This is a genomic window from Geothermobacter ehrlichii (genome assembly GCF_008124615.1).
Lineage (GTDB): Bacteria > Desulfobacterota > Desulfuromonadia > Desulfuromonadales > Geothermobacteraceae > Geothermobacter > Geothermobacter ehrlichii.
The window spans coordinates 85,031-101,334 of sequence record NZ_VNIB01000006.1; the positions used below are offsets into that span (position 1 = coordinate 85,031).

The window sequence follows — 16,304 nt, forward strand, 5'->3', positions numbered from 1 at the left end:
AGCGGGTTCTCACATTTTTCTCAAATCCATCCTCCGCCGGCAAAAAAAAATAACCGGCCACCATCAGGCGACCGGTCGCTGTTGACAACCAGGCTGCTCAAAAAGGGCCGGATGCCCCCCCTCACCCGGGACAACCGATGAAACCCAGCTGCCGGCCGGTTCGCCCCCGGTCACGGCGATGGGAGAAGAAGAGCTCCTTGTGGCAGCAGGTACACTGCCCGGCAGCCTCGATGCAGTCGTCGGCGATGCCGGCGGAGGCGAGCTGCTGCAGGCAGGCCTGGCGAAGATCGAGCTGCCAGTGGCCAAGGCGCGTCTCGCGGGCGATGTCGTTCCAGGCAATGCCGGCACGCCGAAAGGCTTCGCGCACCGGCCGATCGACCTCGTAACTGTCGGCACAGACTCCCGGTCCGACCGCCGCCACCAGCTCTTCGGGAAAGACCTGCAGCTGTTTGGCCAGAGCCTCGACGGTCCGTTCGATCAGCCTGGCCGCCACGCCCCGCCAGCCGGCATGAACAGCGGCCACCACCCTTTTTCCCGGAGCAGCGAGCAGAACCGGAAAGCAGTCGGCAACAAGAATGCCGATCAGCATGCCGGGCTGGTTGCTGATAATGGCGTCGCACTCGACCTGCTGAAAATGGCTCAGGTCGGGATTCGGCTGGTCGATCAGCAGAATATGGTCCCCATGCACCTGGCGGACCGTCAGTAACTGGTGCGGCTCGAGCCCGAAGGCGTGGGTCAGGGTCGCCCGGTTCCCCTCCACGTTGGCCCGCAGATCCTCGGTGTTCAGTCCCAGATTGAGTGAATTGAAGGGGGCGCGGCTGACGCCGCCGTTGCGGGTGGTGAATCCAGCCGGCAGCCTGTCGCTGCTCCAGTCCGGTGCCAGATAACTGATCTTGCCTTTGCGTCTGAGTTTCATGCCGTTTCGCCTTCGTCGCAATCGACCTGCCAGGAACCAACCGCATCCCGGGTCGATTCGGCAAGTCCGTACTTGTCGTCGAGATAATCGAGAATCCGGCCGATATCGTCCGGCAGGGGGCTGGTGAATTCGAGCTGTTCACCGCTGACCGGATGCCGGAAACCGAGCAGCCGTGCGTGCAGCGCCTGCCGTTTCAGCCCCTCGACAAGCCGCCGCAGCACCGGGTCGGCGAGAGCTCGCGCCCGTCGCGGCTGACCGTAAACCGGATCGGCAACCAGAGGCAGATTCATTTCCGAAAAATGAACCCGAATCTGGTGAGTCCGCCCCGTTTCCAGCGTCAGCTCGAGCCAGGTCAGCCTGTCCTGGTCGAAGCGCCGCAACACCTCCCAGCGGGTCACCGCACGCCGGCCGCGCCGCGCCCGGCCGCTCATGCGCTTGCGGTCGACCGGATGCCGGCCGATGGGGCTGTCGACGACACCGCGATCACGCTGCACATGGCCGTGCACCAGGGCCAGGTAGCGGCGGCGGATGCTGTGCCGCCGGAACTGCTCGGCCAGATCCTGGTGGGCCCGGTCGGTCTTGGTCGCCACCATGACCCCGGAGGTGTCCTTGTCGAGGCGATGAACGATGCCCGGCCGCAGTTCGCCACCGATTCCGGCCAGATCCCGGCAATGATGCAGCAGGGCATTGACCAGGGTTCCCGAAGCATGGCCCGGCGCCGGGTGCACGACCATCCCCGCGGGCTTGTCGATCACGACAAGGTCGCTGTCCTCGTAAAGAATCTTCAGGGGGATATCTTCGGGAAGGGCGACGATCGGTTCGGGGTCGACGGGTCGGACCAGAATCTCTTCGCCGCCCCGCAGCTTCAGGCTGGCCTTGACGGCCGCCCCCGCGACTTCGACCCTGGCGTCATCGATCAGTTTACGGATCTGGGCGCGGGAAAAATCGGTAAGCTCGGCCGCCAGAAAACGATCGAGCCGCTCCGGTTCCCGCCCCGGAGCGAACAGCAAGCGGATCGGCTCCGCCATTTACCAGATGGAACTCTCGATCTTGCCGGCCTGGCGGATCATGACGTCGACCACCGCCCGGTCGTAGAGATGATCGCGGTTGGAAAGATCTGGAGAAACCCGCGAGTGGAAGTGTTCACGCCCTTCCTGCAGTTCCTCTTCGAGCAGCTCGAAGATGTTGTCGTTCTTGATGCCTTCCCTGACCTTGTCCTGATTGTAAAGGGCAATGTCGGAAATGATTGCCCTGGCCAGGCGAAACGCCAGTTCCGGATTGTCGACCAGACGAGCCATGCATCCTCCCTGCCGGACAGAGAATCGGGCACCGCCGCACCAGCACAACGGTTCGCCCCGCAAACCTTAGCACAGATCACCGACACTTGAAACAGCGCCTTCGGCGTATTCAGCTCTCACTCCAGGCTGCCAAAAGATCTGCCCCGACACTATCTGCTGCAGGTTACTTAAAGGATTCAAAAATGTCAAAGCATACCGCGTCACAGGCAACGAAGCAGGGTCAGCAGTTCGGCATGCCCTCCCCGCAGGTCGGCCGGGAAGGATTCCTCCCGTTCGATCAGCCAGGAATCGACCAGAAAGGTCGCGATGCCGATCTGGCCGGCCGCCATGTCGTGACCGGTGTCGTTGCCGATCATCAGCACCTGCTCCGGGGCGACGGCAAAGTGTCGCAGCAGGTCGTGAAAATAATCTTGCTGCGGCTTGCAGTACCGGCTGCGGTCCCAGTCAGTCACCAGATCGAAAGGGTAGCCGTCAAGTCCCGCCCAGGCAAGACGGGCGTCGATCGCCGCCTTCGGAAAGACCGGGTTGGTCGCCACCACGACCCGGCACCCGGTGGCGAAGGCGGCGTCCAGCAGTGCACTGGCGGTCGGCACCGCCTCGACCAGGGGGCGAAGCGTCGCCAAGCCATCACGGCAGAAATCTTCGACCGCGCGCGCCAGCCGGGCAACCGGCAGCCCGCTGCTTTCGCTCAGAAAACCGAAGAAGCGCTCGGCGTTGGTCATCCTGCCGTCTCCGGCGGAAAGGAGCAGGCGGATCCCCTTGCGCGCCAGGCGCTGGAAATCAGCCGGCGGCAGTTCTCCGTCGAGACGGGCGGCGATTCCAGCCAGGTAGGCGGGGATGAACCGGTGCATCTCGACCCGCAACAGGGTCCCGTCGAGGTCGAACAGGAGCAGTTTCAGCCGTCGGGCCCTCAGCCTGCGCGCCGCCTCCTGCATCAGCCGCCTCCCCGCCGATGGAAGAGAATCATGCCGGCCACCACCAGCAGAATGCCGACCAGATGATAGCCGTGAAAGCTCTCGCCGAGAAACAGCACCGCCATGCCGGCGGCAAAGACCGGTATGAGATTGATGAAGAGTCCGGCCCGGTTGGCTCCCAGCCGCTCGACGCCCCGGTTCCAGCAGAAATAGGCGACCAGAGACGGAAAGATGGCGACATAGAGCACGCTGCCAACCACCGGCAGGGTGACCTCCGGCGGTTCGACCCTTCCCAGCTCCCAGACAAAGAGCGGGACCAGCATGAGCGTGCCCAGGGCGATGATCACCGTCAGAAAGCTCAGGGGGTGCACCGGCGGCCTCCCGCGCAGCAGGGCCGAATAGAGCGCGTAGGAAACGATGGCGATCAGCATCAGCAAATCGCCCTCGACCAGATCGAGCCGCAACAGGGCGGCCGGGTCGCCGTGCAGAACGATCCAGACCGCTCCCGCACAGCAGAGTCCGACACCTAGAAACTGCCGCAGGCTGATGCGGTCGCCATAGAGAAAAAAGCAGCAGACGATGATGGCGACGGGCATGATCGACTGCATCAGGGCGCAATTGAGGGCGGTCGTGGTCCGGGTGGCGGTATAGAGCAGGGTGTTGAAGCTGGCGATGCCGAGCAGGGCTGTCAAAAGCAGGTTGCGCCAGCCGGCCAGGAGCCGGTACCGGTCGCGCCAGACCCGGCGCAGGGTCAGGGGGGCAATGAAGAACAGGGCGCCGGCCCAGCGCAGAAAGGAGAGGGTGACCGGCGGGATGAGATCGACGACGCCGCGCGCCAGTACCACGTTGCCGGCCCAGAACAAAGGCGGCAGCACCAGCAGAAAGCAGGCGCCCGCGTCCAGTGGCTGTCGATTGAAACTGCCCGGTCTGTCCTTCATTCTTCCTGACTGCGAATCCCGAATCCGTCGCCCGCCGCCGCTCCCGCCGACGACCGGCGTTGAAAGCCTTCAAATACCTGTTTGATGTCAGTAATTTCTTGACGACAACGCCCGCGACAGGCTAAACAGGAAAAAACATCTGCAAGGTCTTATGGTTATGAATGATATCAGGGAAGAAGTCAAAGAATTACAGATCGGCCTCAAGGTTCGCCGTCTGCGCCAGAACCGCCGCATGACATTGCAGGATCTCGCCGATCAGACCGGGCTGTCAAAGCCTCTGCTGTCACAGATCGAGAACGACCAGGTCATTCCGCCGCTCGCCACCCTGCTGCGCATTTCGAAGGCCTTCAAGGTCAGGATCGAAAACTTTTTCCAGGAAGAGAGCGCCAGCGAAAAATGTATCCTGGTGCGTTCCGGCGAAAGCCGCAAGCTGATCCAGCGTGGCCTGAGCCGCGGCGGATCGCCACCCTACATCTATCATTCCCTGGCCTATGGCAAGAGGGACCGCAACATCGAACCCTTTCTGATGGAATTCCAGGCCCGCAACTGGGAAGAGGGGTTGCTGGTCAGCCACGAAGGACAGGAGTTTCTCTACCTGCTCGAGGGCGAGGTGGAGTTCCGCTACGGCGACCGGGCCATGCACCTGAAGGCCGGCGACTCCCTCTTCTACGACTCGAACGAGCCGCACGGCTACATCGCCGTCAGCGAAACCCCGCCCAGGGCGATTGTCGTTCTCTACTCCCGGGAAGCCTGACCCGGTCTTGACAAGCCCCCGGCGTCGTCTAACATTGCCTGCAGGCCGGTTGCCGCCGTCAGCGACATCCCGCCCGGCCTGTGCGGCCAACCGGAAAAAAAACACACAGGACAGGAGGTTCGCCATGGCAAAGGTAGGTGTCATTCTTTCGGGTTGCGGTGTCTATGACGGCAGTGAAATCCACGAGGCCGTCATCACCCTGCTGGCTCTCGACCGGAACGGAGCCGAGGCGATCTGCATGGCGCCGAACATCGAGCAGATGCATGTCGTCAACCACCTGACCGGCGAACCGGCCGAAGGGGAGAGCCGCAACGTCCTGGTCGAATCGGCCCGCATCGCCCGCGGCAACATCCGGGACATCGCCACGGTCAAGGCGGACGAACTCGACGCCCTCATCCTGCCGGGAGGGTTTGGCGCCGCCAAGAACCTGTGCGACTTTGCCATCAAGGGCCCGGAATGCGAGGTCAATCCCGAAGTCGCCCGCCTGATCAGGGAGATCGTCGCCGCCAAAAAACCGCTGGCGGCCGTCTGCATCGCCCCGGCCCTGGTCGCCCGCGTTCTCGGCGAGGACAAGCTGACACACCAGCTCACCATCGGCAACGACGCCGACACCGCCGCCGCCGTGAAGAAGATGGGTGCCTCCCATATCGACTGCCCCTGCACCAGCTTCGTCATCGACCGCGACAACAAGATCGTGAGCACTCCGGCCTACATGCTTGCCGGCGGCATCGCCGAAGCGGCCGAAGGCATCGAAAAGACGGTCAAGGCTCTGCTCGAGCTGATCTGACAGCCCTCAAGAAAGAAAGGTTCAGGCCGATGGACAAGTACCGTTGCGTCATTTGCGACTACATCTACGATCCGGCCGAAGGCGATCCGGCCAACGGCGTCGCTCCCGGCACCGCCTTCGAAGACCTGCCCGACGACTGGGTCTGCCCCTTGTGCGGCGCCGACAAGTCGAATTTCGAAAAGGTCTGAGTGAACCGTCCTTCGCCAAACGCCCCGCCGCTTTCGGCGGGGCGTTTGGATTGATGCCCGACAATCTTTTTGACCACGGCGGACCACACCACCGCCCCTGCCCCGGATCGACAGCATGAACCGACCTCCCCGCAAACCGGACTGGCTCAAGGTACGCTTTCCGGCCGGAAGCAATTTCGCCCGCATCGACCGTTACCACCGCCGACAGGGACTGCACTCGGTCTGCCGCAGCGCCGCCTGCCCCAACCAGGGAGAATGCTGGAACCGGGGCACGGCGACCTTCATGATCCTCGGCGACCACTGCACCCGCGACTGCCGCTTCTGCAACGTCACCGGCGTCCCTCCGCTGCCGGTCGATCCGGAGGAGCCGGCACGGGTGGCGGCGGCGATTGCCGAGCTGAAACTGCGCCATGCGGTCATCACCTCGGTAACCCGGGACGACCTCGCCGACGGCGGCGCCTCAGCCTTCGCCGCCGTGACCCGCGAAATCAGAAACCGCCTGCCGGATTGTCGCATCGAACTGCTGATTCCCGACCTGGCCGGCAACCACGACGCACTGCAGGTCATTCTCGACAGCCGGCCGGACATCCTCGGTCACAACCTGGAAACCGTTCCCCGGCTCTATCCGACGGTGCGTGCCGGCGCCGACTACCGCCGATCGCTCGAACTTCTGCGGCAGGCGGCCGAACGGGCCCCTGGCATTCCGACCAAATCGGGCCTGATGCTCGGGCTGGGCGAGCAGCGCAGCGAACTGCTGCAGGTGATGCGCGACCTGCGCCAGGCCGGCTGCGGCCGGCTGACCCTCGGCCAGTACCTGCAGCCGACCCGCACGCACCAGCCGGTCGCCCGCTACCTTCCTCCGGAGGAATTCGCCGAGCTGAAGGCGATCGGCCTGCGGCTCGGGTTCGAACATGTCGCATCCGGCCCCCTCGTCCGTTCTTCCTATCAGGCCGAAGAACAGCATCTGGAGGCAGAACATGGCCATCAGTGAACACTGCCGCACCATTGTTCTCGGCAGCGGTCCCGCCGGCCTGACGGCCGCCATCTACGCCGCCCGGGCACAGCTCGAACCTCTGGTCATCACCGGCCAGCAACCCGGCGGCCAGCTCACCGGCACCACCGAAATCGAGAATTTTCCCGGCTTCCCCGAAGGGATCGACGGCAACGAACTGATGGACCGCATGCGTCGACAGGCGGAACGCTTCGGCGCCTGCTTCTTTGACGGCAGCGCCAGCCCGGTCGAACTGGACAGGCATCCCTTCCGGATCCACTTCGAGGACCGGAGCGCGACCTGCGACAGTCTGATCGTCGCCACCGGAGCCACGCCCCGGCAGCTCGGCCTGCCGGGCGAGGTCGAGCTCTACGGCCGCGGCGTCTCGGTCTGCGCTACCTGCGACGGCTTCTTCTACCGGGGCAAGCGGGTGGTGGTGGTCGGCGGCGGCGACACGGCCATGGAAGACGCGGTCTTTCTCACCCGCTTCGCCGAGAAGGTGACGGTGGTGCACCGTCGCGACAGCCTGCGCGCCTCGCCGCCGATGCAGAAACGGGCGCTGGACAATCCGAAAATCGATTTCATCTGGAACTGTACCGTCCGTCGCATTCTCACCGACGCCGGCGGCGTGACCGGCATCCGCATCAAGAACCTGCAGACGGACGAAGAAACGGAACTCGCCTGCGACGGGCTGTTTGTCGCCATCGGCCACGATCCGAACACCGGCCTGTTCCGGGATCAGCTCGAACTGACTCCGGACGGCTTCATCGTCACCACGGACGGCTGCCAGACCAGCGTGCCGGGCGTCTTCGCCGCCGGCGACGTCCAGGACGCCCATTTCCGCCAGGCCATCACCGCCGCCGGTACGGGCTGCCAGGCGGCGATGCAGGCCGAGCGCTTCCTCGAAAGCCTGAAGGGAAACTGATCTTCGGAGCCGGCCCCCCACCGGCAAGGCGGCGGCCGACAAGAAGACCGGAAAACCGATGGGAGAACCGGGCGAAAAGAGCGCAGGCGGCTATAACGGAAACCGTCCTGTCAGTAGCCGATGCCGGTATCTTCGGGATGAACTGTCGGTACGAGCTGGTTCTGGCGGGTTGCCAGGCTGATGCAGAGCCGGGCGATCAGCTCGTGCATGATGATGGTGTGCGTGTTGTCGATGCGCTCGAAATAATCCTTGATCTTGCGTTTGAAACAGAGATCGCCGCTCAGATCGACCATGATATCGATCGACTCACCCAGGGCCAGAATTTCCATCGGATCGAGGGTCGTGTCGATGCCCTCGTTCCTGGCAAGCTGAAGACCGGGGGCCGACTCCTCCAGGTCGCAGACCCCCACGATCCGGATGTAATCGTACTTGAGCATCTCCCGCAGGAAGGTCGCCCCCGTCCTGCCGGCACCGATCAGAGCTACGGTGACCTGCTCCATGCCGCCCCCCTTTCGCACCGCCAACCTGCACTCCCATTTCAGATTACCAGAGACGCCGGGAAAAAAAAGCGCCGGCCGTGCTATGATTGAAGAACAGGCCGTGCCGCACAAAAAAGGGGCGAGCGCATGATCAGGGTCAGATACAGAAACGGACGCTCCGGGCAGATCACCTCACGGCAGCTCGATGCCCTGATTGCCCGGGGAACGATCGTCGCCTTCAGACGATCCAGCGGCTGGGTCGATGTCGAAACCGACCCTGTCAGACGACAGACGCCCCCGGACCCCGTACAGCCGGAGCGCAGGGCCGGCATGGTCTATGCCCAGATCCTGGCCCGGCTCGACGAGATGTCCCGCCCGCCAAAGTCGTGACGACGGCTCCATCCTGAGAAACGCCATTGGCCATCCCGCCCCCTCCCTGTCGGTCCCTGTTTTCGCCTCTCCCCGTCCAGCCGGGTCACCGCCCATTGAAAGCCCACCCGCGGCTGATATAATCGTCTGTAAAATCGGTTTCTTACCCCTTGCGAGGACATTACCGCACCCACCATGGACATCCTAGCCAACGCCGGCCCGGAGTGGCTGGAAAACCAGTACCGACTCTGGCGCGACGATCCCGCCAGTGTGCCCGACGATCTGCGGGCCTTCTTTTCCGGCTTCGAGATAGCCGCCCACGATGGAGACGCCGCTCCCCGCGATCTTGTCCGCAAACAGGCCGCCGTCGAGCTGTTGATCCAGCGCTACCGCGAAATCGGTCATCTGCAGGCCTGCACCGATCCTCTCGACCCCTGCCCGCCGCCCCATCCCGCCCTGGCGCCCGAGACCTTCGGCCTGGAACAGAGCGACCTCGACAGCGTCTTTCACCCCGGTGATCTCGTCCCGAACGGCGCCACCCTGCGCCAGATTCTCGACCGGCTGCGGCAGACCTACAGCCGTACCGTCGGCGTCGAGTTCATGCACATCCAGGACCAGACCGAACGGGAATGGCTGCGCCGAAAAATGGAGGAGAGCGGCAACCGGCTGCAACTGAACCCTGACGAAAAACTCGCCATCCTGCGCAAGCTGCAGGAGGCGGGCCTGTTCGAAATCTTTCTCCACCGCCGCTTTCTCGGCCAGAAACGGTTCTCCCTCGAAGGGGGAGAAACAATGATCCCGCTGCTCGACGAGATCACCCGCAATGCGGCGGCGAGCGGTGTCTGCGATCTGATCCTCGGCATGGCGCACCGGGGCCGGCTGAACGTGCTGGCGAACATCTTCGGCAAGCCGCTGCCGAACATGTTCGCCGAGTTCACCGACAACGTCGAACTCGCCTTCGTCGGCGAGGGGGACGTCAAGTATCACAAGGGTTATTCCTGCGACCGGGAATTTCCCAACGGCAGAAAACTGCACATGTCGATCGCCTCCAATCCCAGTCACCTGGAAGCGGTCGATCCGGTGGTCATCGGCAAGTGCCGGGCCAGACACAGCAACTACGGTCCCGGCGGCCGCAAAAAGGTGCTGCCGGTACTGATCCACGGCGACGCCGCCTTCGCCGGCCAGGGGATGGTCGCCGAAACCCTCAACCTGTCGCAGATCGACGGCTACCAGGTGGGCGGCACCATTCACGTCGTTCTCAACAACCAGATCGGCTTCACCACCTCGCCACAGCACGCCCGTTCCACCCCCTACGCCACGGACGTGGCCAAGATGCTGATGGTGCCCATCTTCCATGTACACGGCGAAGATCCGGAAGCGGCCGCCCATGTCGCCCGGCTGGCCGTCGAATACCGGCAGACATTCGGCCGTGACGTCATCATCGAAATCATCTGCTACCGCCGTCAGGGACACAACGAAGGGGACGATCCGTCTTTCACCCAGCCGCTGATGTACGAAAAGATCCGCCGGCGCCCGCCGGTGCACGAGGTCTATGCCGCCCGACTGATCGAGGAAGGGATCGATCCGGCCGCCATCAGGGCCCAGGCCGACGCCATCAACGCCCGGCTGGAAGAGGCGCTGGGTGGGGAAAGCGTGCCGATCGGTGCCGGCTACCGCGGCAAATGGAGCAACATCCAGCGTCATTACGAACCGGTGGAGATCACCACCGGCGTTCCCGAAAACATCCTGCGCAAGCTGGCCGTCCGTCTCAGCAGCATACCGAAAAGTTTCTCGGCGCATCCGAAAGTCGTCCGCCTGCTGGAAGCCCGCAGACGCATGGCCGAAGAAGGCAGCGGCATCGACTGGGGGACGGCCGAAGCCCTGGCCTTCGCCACCCTGCTGACCGAAGGCACCCCCATCCGCCTCTCGGGCCAGGACTGCCGCCGCGGCACCTTCAACCATCGGCATGCCGTGCTCATCGACACCACCAACGACCAGCCCTACGTACCGCTCGGCTTTCTCTCGCCGACCCAGGCTCCGATCCAGGTCTACAACAGCATGCTGTCGGAAAACGCGGTTCTCGGCTTCGAATACGGCTATTCCCTGGAAATGCCCGAAGGACTGACCATCTGGGAAGCCCAGTTCGGCGACTTCGCCAACGGTGCCCAGGTGAGCATCGACCAGTTCATCAGCAGCAGCGGCTCGAAATGGGACCGCACCAGCGGCCTGGTGATGTTCCTGCCGCACGGCTACGAGGGCCAGGGGGCGGAACACTCCAGCGCCCGCATCGAGCGCTACCTGCAACTCTGCGCCGACCACAACCTGCAGGTGGTCTTCCCCAGCACGCCGGCGCAGTTCTTCCACCTGCTGCGCCGGCAGATGAAGGTTCCGTGGCGACGGCCGCTGATCGTCTTCACGCCGAAGAGCCTGCTTCGCCACCCGGATTGCCGCTCGAGCCTGGCGGAGCTGAGCCAGGGACGCTTCCGGGAGATCCTGACTGATTCGGCGGCGAAAAAGGCGGTGCGCACGATCCTGCTGTGCAGCGGCAAGATCTACTTCGAGCTGGCGGCGCGCCGGCGGGACGAAGAGCGGGACGACGTCGCCCTGGTGCGCATCGAACAGCTCTATCCGTTGCGCGAGGATCTTCTCGCCCAGGCCCTGCAGAGCTACCCGAAGGCGGAAACCTTCGCCTGGGTGCAGGAAGAGCCGGCCAACGGCGGAGCCTGGAGCCACCTGCGGCCACGCCTGACCGCCCTGCTGGGGAAAGAGCCGGTCTATGTCGGACGACCGGCGATGGCGGCCACCGCCGTCGGCAGCCACCGGCAGCATGTGCGCGAACAGAAGAAACTGATCAGCAAGGCGTTCAGCCTGTGACCTGTTCGCCGACAACCGTCCAGGGGGAAGGAAACATCATGGATATCATCGTCCCGGAAGTGGGAGAATCGATCTTCGAGGCCGAGATCGCCAAATGGCATGTCGCCGACGGCAGCCAGGTCGCCAAAGACGACCTTTTATGCGAGCTGGAAACCGACAAGATCTCTCTCGAACTGCACGCCGAAACCGCCGGCACCATTCATCTCGCCGCCGCCGAAGGCGACACGGTGAAGATCGGCGCCGTCATCGCCCGTATCGAGGAGGGCGGGGCAGACAAAGAGGCACCGGTGGAAAAGTCCGGGGCGCCCGAAGCCGAGATCCCGGCCGCATCAGCTGCAAAAGAAAGTCCCGCTCCTGTTTCAGCGCCGACTCCTGTCCCCGCTGCCGCCCCGCAACCGGTGGCAAAATCGGCAACCGACCGACCAGCTGAAGCGGAAAAACCGGCCCCCCAAGGCGGTCCGGCCATACCGAGTCTCGATCTGCCCCAAAAAGTCGATGACGATCGCGTCACCCGGGTGCCGATGACCCCTATCCGGCGCAAGATCGCCGCCCACCTGCTCGCCGCGCGGCAACAGACTGCCATGCTCACCACTTTCAACGAGGTCGACATGAGCCGGATTCTGCAACTGCGGCGCGAGCACGGCGAAGCCTTCAAGGCCAGACACGGCGTCAAGCTGGGCCTGATGTCCTTCTTCGTCCGGGCAGTGGTCAACGCCCTGAAAGAGGTTCCCGAGGTCAACGCCCGCATCGACGGCGACGACATCGTCTACCAGCACTTCTACGACATCGGCATCGCCGTCGGCGGCGAAAAGGGACTGGTGGTGCCGGTCATCCGCGATGCCGACGGCCTTTCCCCGGCCGAGATCGAAAAGACGATCCGCGACTTCGCCGACAGGGTGCAAACCAACCGCATCACCCTGGCCGACCTGGAGGGGGGGACCTTCACCATCAGCAACGGCGGCGTCTACGGCTCGATGCTCAGCACACCGATCATCAATCCGCCGCAGACCGGGGTGCTGGGCATGCACAACATCCAGGAGCGGGCGGTCGTGGTCGATGGCGAAATCGTCATCCGCCCGATGATGTACCTCGCTCTCAGCTACGATCACCGGCTGATCGACGGCAGGCAGGCGGTCGGCTTTCTGAAACGGGTCAGGGAGCAGCTCGAGCAGGCAGAGGCCGGGCATCTCGGGCTCTGATGCAAAGGGCCCGGCAGACGCCGGGCCCGAAACTATTGACAACCCGGGCCGGTCAAAAAGGCCCGGACAGCAAACTTCCCGCCCCCCGGGAAACGAGACGCACTCAAGTCAGTACGTCGAGTTTCGAGGGACGAGGGCGACACCGTGAGCAGGCCTTTTTCAACTGCCTGCCTGCTTTTTCAATCTCCGCAATTCCAGATCGATCATCTGCTGCAGACCGTTCAGGCTGCGGTCGCGTACCAGTCGGCCATTGATGTAGACCGTCGGCGTTCCTCGCACGCCCAGCTGCTGTCCCTGGCGCAGGTCCTGCTGCACCTGACCCTGCAAAGCGCTGTCCTGCATGTCGCGGTCGAACCGCGCCAGGTCGAGACCGACCTTGCCGGCCAGTTCGCGAATCTTCTGGTCGCTGAGCCGATTGTAATTTTCGAACAGCAGGTCGTGCATCTCCCAGAACTTGCCCTGTTTTCCCGCCGCCAGCGCCGCCAGCGCCGCTTTGCGGGCGAACCTGTGCATCGGAAGAGGGAAATTCTTCAGCGCCAGCCGGACCTTCTGCGGGTTGCGCTCCAGAATCTGCTTCAGCACCGGGGCCAGTCGGGCGCAGTAGGGGCACTGGAAATCGTCGAAGACGACGATGGTGACCGGAGCGTCGATGTTGCCGCGCACCGGGGCATCCCCCACATCGACACTCTGGATGACGTCGAACCCGAGATACTCCACCGTTGTCTTGCCCTCGCGGCTGAGCAGCACCAGATTGTCCCCCTGGACGATCAGCCCGTTCACGTCGGGGCCGACCTCGGTCGAACCCTGCAGTCGCCCGTCGAGGGCAAACATGTAGAGCGTTTTTTCTCCCAGCACGAAGAAGGTCCGTCCGCTTGGACTGATGGCCATCTGTCGAACAGGTTCCGGAACCTGAACCCGCCGAACGACCCGGGATTCAATCTCGCCAAAGACATGAAGAGGCAGCAGGCAGAGCAGCAGAACCAAAAAAGGCAATGAAACAATACGCATGGCCGAAATCCTTTCCTGTGGATTTCGGCACAGGATAGCACGACTCACCACCATGGGGAAATTCGATCGGACAGACAATTTTTTGCTTGCATTTTTCGGCCGGCAACCTAGAATGTCGACATTCGACACCGGAGGAGGCCATGGCCATACCGAAAACGACCTACAAGGATTACGTCACCCAGTTCATCTACAACGGCATCATGGAGCGTCGCTTCAAGCCGGGGACCCGGATTCTGGAGAACGAACTCTCCATCGAGCTGGGCATCAGCCGGGCGCCGGTACGCGAGGCACTGCGGGAGCTGGTCGGCGAAGGCCTCCTCTCCTACCAGCCACAAAAAGGGCACACCATCACCCGACTCGATGCTGACCAGGTCATCGACTGTTACGAAACCCGGGGCGTGATCGAAGGCTACGCCGCCGCCCTGGCCACACCGCACCTGACCGAAGAAGAGCTGGAAGAGCTGTTCACCCTGACCGAGCGCATGACCCGTCACGCCAGAAAAAAACAGCACCGGGAACTGATCGAGCGGGGCGAGGAATTCCATTCCCTCATTCTCTCCCGCTGTCCCAACAGGGAACTGCTCGCCTCGGCGGAAAAACTGAGCCGCAAACTGCACATCCTCTTCTTCCATTACTGGGGAACCCTCTACTCGGCGGAAGAGGTCGCCAGCAGACATCGCCTGATCGTGGAAAGTCTCGTCAACAAGAACGCCGGGCATATCGAAGAGACCGTGCGCCGGCATTATTTCGAAACCGGCCGCAAAATCGCCAGTCTGCCGGAAATGATTCCGAACAAGGAGACGTCATGACCCCCAACGGCGTGCACGAAGTGCATCTGAACCTCAATGTCCGTGGTCTGCCCCTGTCGGCCACCCTGGAAATCAACGAACGCTCCAACCGCCTGATCAAGGAAGGACGTCGGGTCTGCAAGCTGGGTCTCGGCCAGTCGCCCTTTCCGGTCCCGCAGCCTGTGGTCGAAGAACTGCGGGCCAACGCGCACCAGAAGGACTATCTGCCGGTGCGCGGTCTCCCGGCCCTGCGGGAAGCGGTGGTCGACTACTATGAGCGCACCCAGGGCCTGACCTATCGCCCGGAGCACATCCTGGTCGGCCCCGGTTCGAAAGAACTGATGTTTATTCTGCAGCTGGTCTATTATGGCGATCTGGTCATCCCCACCCCGAGCTGGGTGTCGTACGCGCCCCAGGCCCACATCGTCGGTCGGCATGTGCAATGGGTTCCGACCTGGGCCGACAACAAGTGGCTGCTCACCCCGGACGAACTCGACCGGCTCTGCCGCAAGGACCCGAGCCGACCGCGCATCGTCATTCTCAACTACCCGAACAACCCGACCGGCTACAGCTACACCGACGAGCAGCTGCAGCAGATCGCCGAAATCGCCCGCAAGTACCACGTCATTCTGCTTTCGGATGAAATCTACGGCGAGCTTCAGTACGACGGCGGGCACTGCTCCATAGCCCGTTACTATCCGGAAGGGACCATCATCAGCAGCGGGCTGAGCAAGTGGTGCGGCGCCGGCGGCTGGCGGCTGGGAACCTTCGTCTTTCCGGCGGAGCTCGACTGGCTCGCCGAGAGCATGGCCTCGGTCGCCAGCGAAACCTTCACCGCCACCAGCGCCCCGATCCAGTATGCCGCCGTGCGGGCCTTTGCCGGCGGCATGCGCATCGAGCGCTATCTCTGGCAGTCGCGCCGCATCCTCCAGGCCCTGGGACAGCACATCCACCAGCGGCTGACCGGCTTCGGCATCGAACTGGCCCAGCCCGATGGCGGCTTCTATCTTTTCCCCGACTTCGCCCCGCTGAAAGACAGGCTGCAGGCGAGGGACATTTATAACAGTCGCGATCTTTGCCACCGGATTCTGGAAGACACGGGAGTGGCCATGCTGCCCGGCGTCGCCTTCGGCAGACCGGAGGAGGAGCTGACCCTGCGCCTGGCCTTCGTCGACTTTGACGGCGCCCGCGCCCTGGCGGCGGCCGAACAGATCGAAGCGGGCAAGGAACTGGACGAAATCTTTCTACGCCGCAACTGCCCCAAGGTGCTGACCGCCTTCGACCTGCTCGAGGAATGGATCAGCGACTAGCCTCTTCTTCCCTCCGTCTGCCGATGGGAACCACCAGCACCGGCCGAACCGACTTGCGCAGCACCTTTTCGGCGACACTGCCGAGAAAGGTGTGCTCGACGAGGCCCTTGCCGTGCGTCCCGCAGACGATCAGATCGGGATCGAGCCGGTCGGCGGCAGCCAGGATGGTTGCCGCCGGCCGGCCGTAATGCACTTCGATGCCGACCACCCTTTTCAGGTCTTCCGGATGATCGTTCAGCTCCTCGGCGGCAAATCTTTCCAGCCGCTGGCGGATGGTCACGGTCAGTTCCTCCCGGTTGCGATCTTCCAGGGCGGCAAAGGCCTCCTCCCCCATCGCCGCCGCCAGATAGTTTTCCATGGCCGAATCCAGTGCCGGCATGACATGAAGAATGTTGATCTCGGCGTCATAGACCCGTGCCAGACTGACGGCATGGCGAAAAGCCAAAGCCGAATTGGACGACAGATCCGTGGTATAGAGGATGCGTCGATAACCTGGAATCATCACCTGTCTCCTTTCCTGAGTCTACCTCACCATCCACCCGGGTGAACGGCGGCACCTTCGGGAG

18 protein-coding genes are annotated in these 16,304 nt (G+C 63.4%); 10 read left to right on the plus strand and 8 right to left on the minus strand.

What is annotated here, in order from left to right:
• Positions 1–121: 121 nt before the first annotated feature.
• From pgeF to EDC39_RS08010, 5 genes are all read right to left on the minus strand, one after another.
• Positions 122–916 carry a peptidoglycan editing factor PgeF gene (gene pgeF, locus EDC39_RS07990; protein ID WP_148895855.1) on the minus strand — a complete coding sequence of 265 codons (795 nt, stop codon included), beginning with the start codon at positions 914–916 and terminating at the stop codon, positions 122–124.
• A complete protein-coding gene (locus EDC39_RS07995) occupies positions 913–1,944 on the minus strand; it encodes an RluA family pseudouridine synthase (RefSeq protein WP_148895856.1) in 1,032 nt (343 codons plus the stop codon). Before EDC39_RS07995 ends, pgeF begins: the two co-directional genes overlap by 4 nt.
• Positions 1,945–2,214 (minus strand): hypothetical protein, encoded by a 270-nt coding sequence (locus EDC39_RS08000; protein ID WP_148895857.1) that lies wholly within the window; start codon positions 2,212–2,214, stop codon positions 1,945–1,947. It lies immediately after the preceding gene.
• Between the two features lie 200 nt (positions 2,215–2,414).
• A complete protein-coding gene (locus EDC39_RS08005) occupies positions 2,415–3,149 on the minus strand; it encodes an HAD family hydrolase (RefSeq protein WP_148895858.1) in 735 nt (244 codons plus the stop codon).
• Complete coding sequence (locus tag EDC39_RS08010) at positions 3,149–4,066, minus strand: DMT family transporter (RefSeq protein WP_148895859.1); 918 nt, start codon at positions 4,064–4,066, stop codon at positions 3,149–3,151. Before EDC39_RS08010 ends, EDC39_RS08005 begins: the two co-directional genes overlap by 1 nt.
• Positions 4,067–4,223: 157 nt before the next feature.
• On the opposite strand from EDC39_RS08010, the gene EDC39_RS08015 reads away from it, so the two are divergent.
• From EDC39_RS08015 to trxB, 5 genes are all read left to right on the plus strand, one after another.
• Positions 4,224–4,820, plus strand: a complete 597-nt coding sequence (locus EDC39_RS08015; RefSeq protein ID WP_148895860.1) for a cupin domain-containing protein — start codon at positions 4,224–4,226, stop codon at positions 4,818–4,820.
• Positions 4,821–4,944: 124 nt separating this feature from the next.
• Positions 4,945–5,607, plus strand: coding sequence for an isoprenoid biosynthesis glyoxalase ElbB (gene elbB, locus EDC39_RS08020; protein ID WP_148895861.1), 663 nt, complete (start codon positions 4,945–4,947; stop codon positions 5,605–5,607).
• A 29-nt stretch (positions 5,608–5,636) separates the two neighbouring features.
• Positions 5,637–5,795: a rubredoxin gene (gene rd / locus EDC39_RS08025; protein WP_148895862.1), complete on the plus strand. Its 159-nt coding sequence runs from the start codon at positions 5,637–5,639 to the stop codon at positions 5,793–5,795.
• A 115-nt stretch (positions 5,796–5,910) separates the two neighbouring features.
• Positions 5,911–6,786 carry a lipoyl synthase gene (lipA, locus tag EDC39_RS08030; protein ID WP_148895863.1) on the plus strand — a complete coding sequence of 292 codons (876 nt, stop codon included), beginning with the start codon at positions 5,911–5,913 and terminating at the stop codon, positions 6,784–6,786.
• Positions 6,773–7,711: a thioredoxin-disulfide reductase gene (gene trxB, locus EDC39_RS08035; protein WP_148895864.1), complete on the plus strand. Its 939-nt coding sequence runs from the start codon at positions 6,773–6,775 to the stop codon at positions 7,709–7,711. The genes lipA and trxB overlap by 14 nt, the downstream gene beginning before the upstream one ends.
• A gap of 110 nt (positions 7,712–7,821) precedes the next feature.
• Here trxB and EDC39_RS08040 read toward each other — a convergent pair whose 3' ends face one another.
• Positions 7,822–8,211: a Gfo/Idh/MocA family oxidoreductase gene (locus EDC39_RS08040; RefSeq protein WP_148895865.1), complete on the minus strand. Its 390-nt coding sequence runs from the start codon at positions 8,209–8,211 to the stop codon at positions 7,822–7,824.
• A gap of 126 nt (positions 8,212–8,337) precedes the next feature.
• Here EDC39_RS08040 and EDC39_RS08045 point away from each other — a divergent pair, with 126 nt between their 5' ends.
• The 3 genes from EDC39_RS08045 to odhB all read left to right on the plus strand — a co-directional run bounded on the left by EDC39_RS08045 (position 8,338) and on the right by odhB (position 12,632).
• Positions 8,338–8,580 carry a GSU3473 family protein gene (locus tag EDC39_RS08045; RefSeq protein ID WP_148895866.1) on the plus strand — a complete coding sequence of 81 codons (243 nt, stop codon included), beginning with the start codon at positions 8,338–8,340 and terminating at the stop codon, positions 8,578–8,580.
• Positions 8,581–8,754: 174 nt separating this feature from the next.
• The gene (locus EDC39_RS08050) at positions 8,755–11,433 is read left to right on the plus strand and encodes a 2-oxoglutarate dehydrogenase E1 component (protein ID WP_148895867.1); all 2,679 of its coding nucleotides are present in this window, start codon (positions 8,755–8,757) and stop codon (positions 11,431–11,433) included.
• A gap of 38 nt (positions 11,434–11,471) precedes the next feature.
• Complete coding sequence (odhB, locus tag EDC39_RS08055; RefSeq protein ID WP_148895868.1) at positions 11,472–12,632, plus strand: 2-oxoglutarate dehydrogenase complex dihydrolipoyllysine-residue succinyltransferase; 1,161 nt, start codon at positions 11,472–11,474, stop codon at positions 12,630–12,632.
• 159 nt (positions 12,633–12,791) lie between these two features.
• On the opposite strand, the gene EDC39_RS08060 is transcribed toward odhB, so the two are convergent.
• Positions 12,792–13,640 (minus strand): thioredoxin domain-containing protein, encoded by an 849-nt coding sequence (locus tag EDC39_RS08060; protein ID WP_187426713.1) that lies wholly within the window; start codon positions 13,638–13,640, stop codon positions 12,792–12,794.
• A 140-nt stretch (positions 13,641–13,780) separates the two neighbouring features.
• On the opposite strand from EDC39_RS08060, the gene EDC39_RS08065 reads away from it, so the two are divergent.
• Together EDC39_RS08065 and EDC39_RS08070 are read left to right on the plus strand one after the other, a co-directional pair.
• Positions 13,781–14,449, plus strand: a complete 669-nt coding sequence (locus EDC39_RS08065) for a GntR family transcriptional regulator (protein WP_148895870.1) — start codon at positions 13,781–13,783, stop codon at positions 14,447–14,449.
• Positions 14,446–15,738, plus strand: coding sequence for a pyridoxal phosphate-dependent aminotransferase (locus tag EDC39_RS08070; protein WP_148895871.1), 1,293 nt, complete (start codon positions 14,446–14,448; stop codon positions 15,736–15,738). Before EDC39_RS08065 ends, EDC39_RS08070 begins: the two co-directional genes overlap by 4 nt.
• Here EDC39_RS08070 and EDC39_RS08075 read toward each other — a convergent pair.
• Complete coding sequence (locus EDC39_RS08075; protein ID WP_148895872.1) at positions 15,728–16,240, minus strand: universal stress protein; 513 nt, start codon at positions 16,238–16,240, stop codon at positions 15,728–15,730. The genes EDC39_RS08070 and EDC39_RS08075 overlap by 11 nt on opposite strands.
• Positions 16,241–16,304 lie beyond the last annotated feature (64 nt).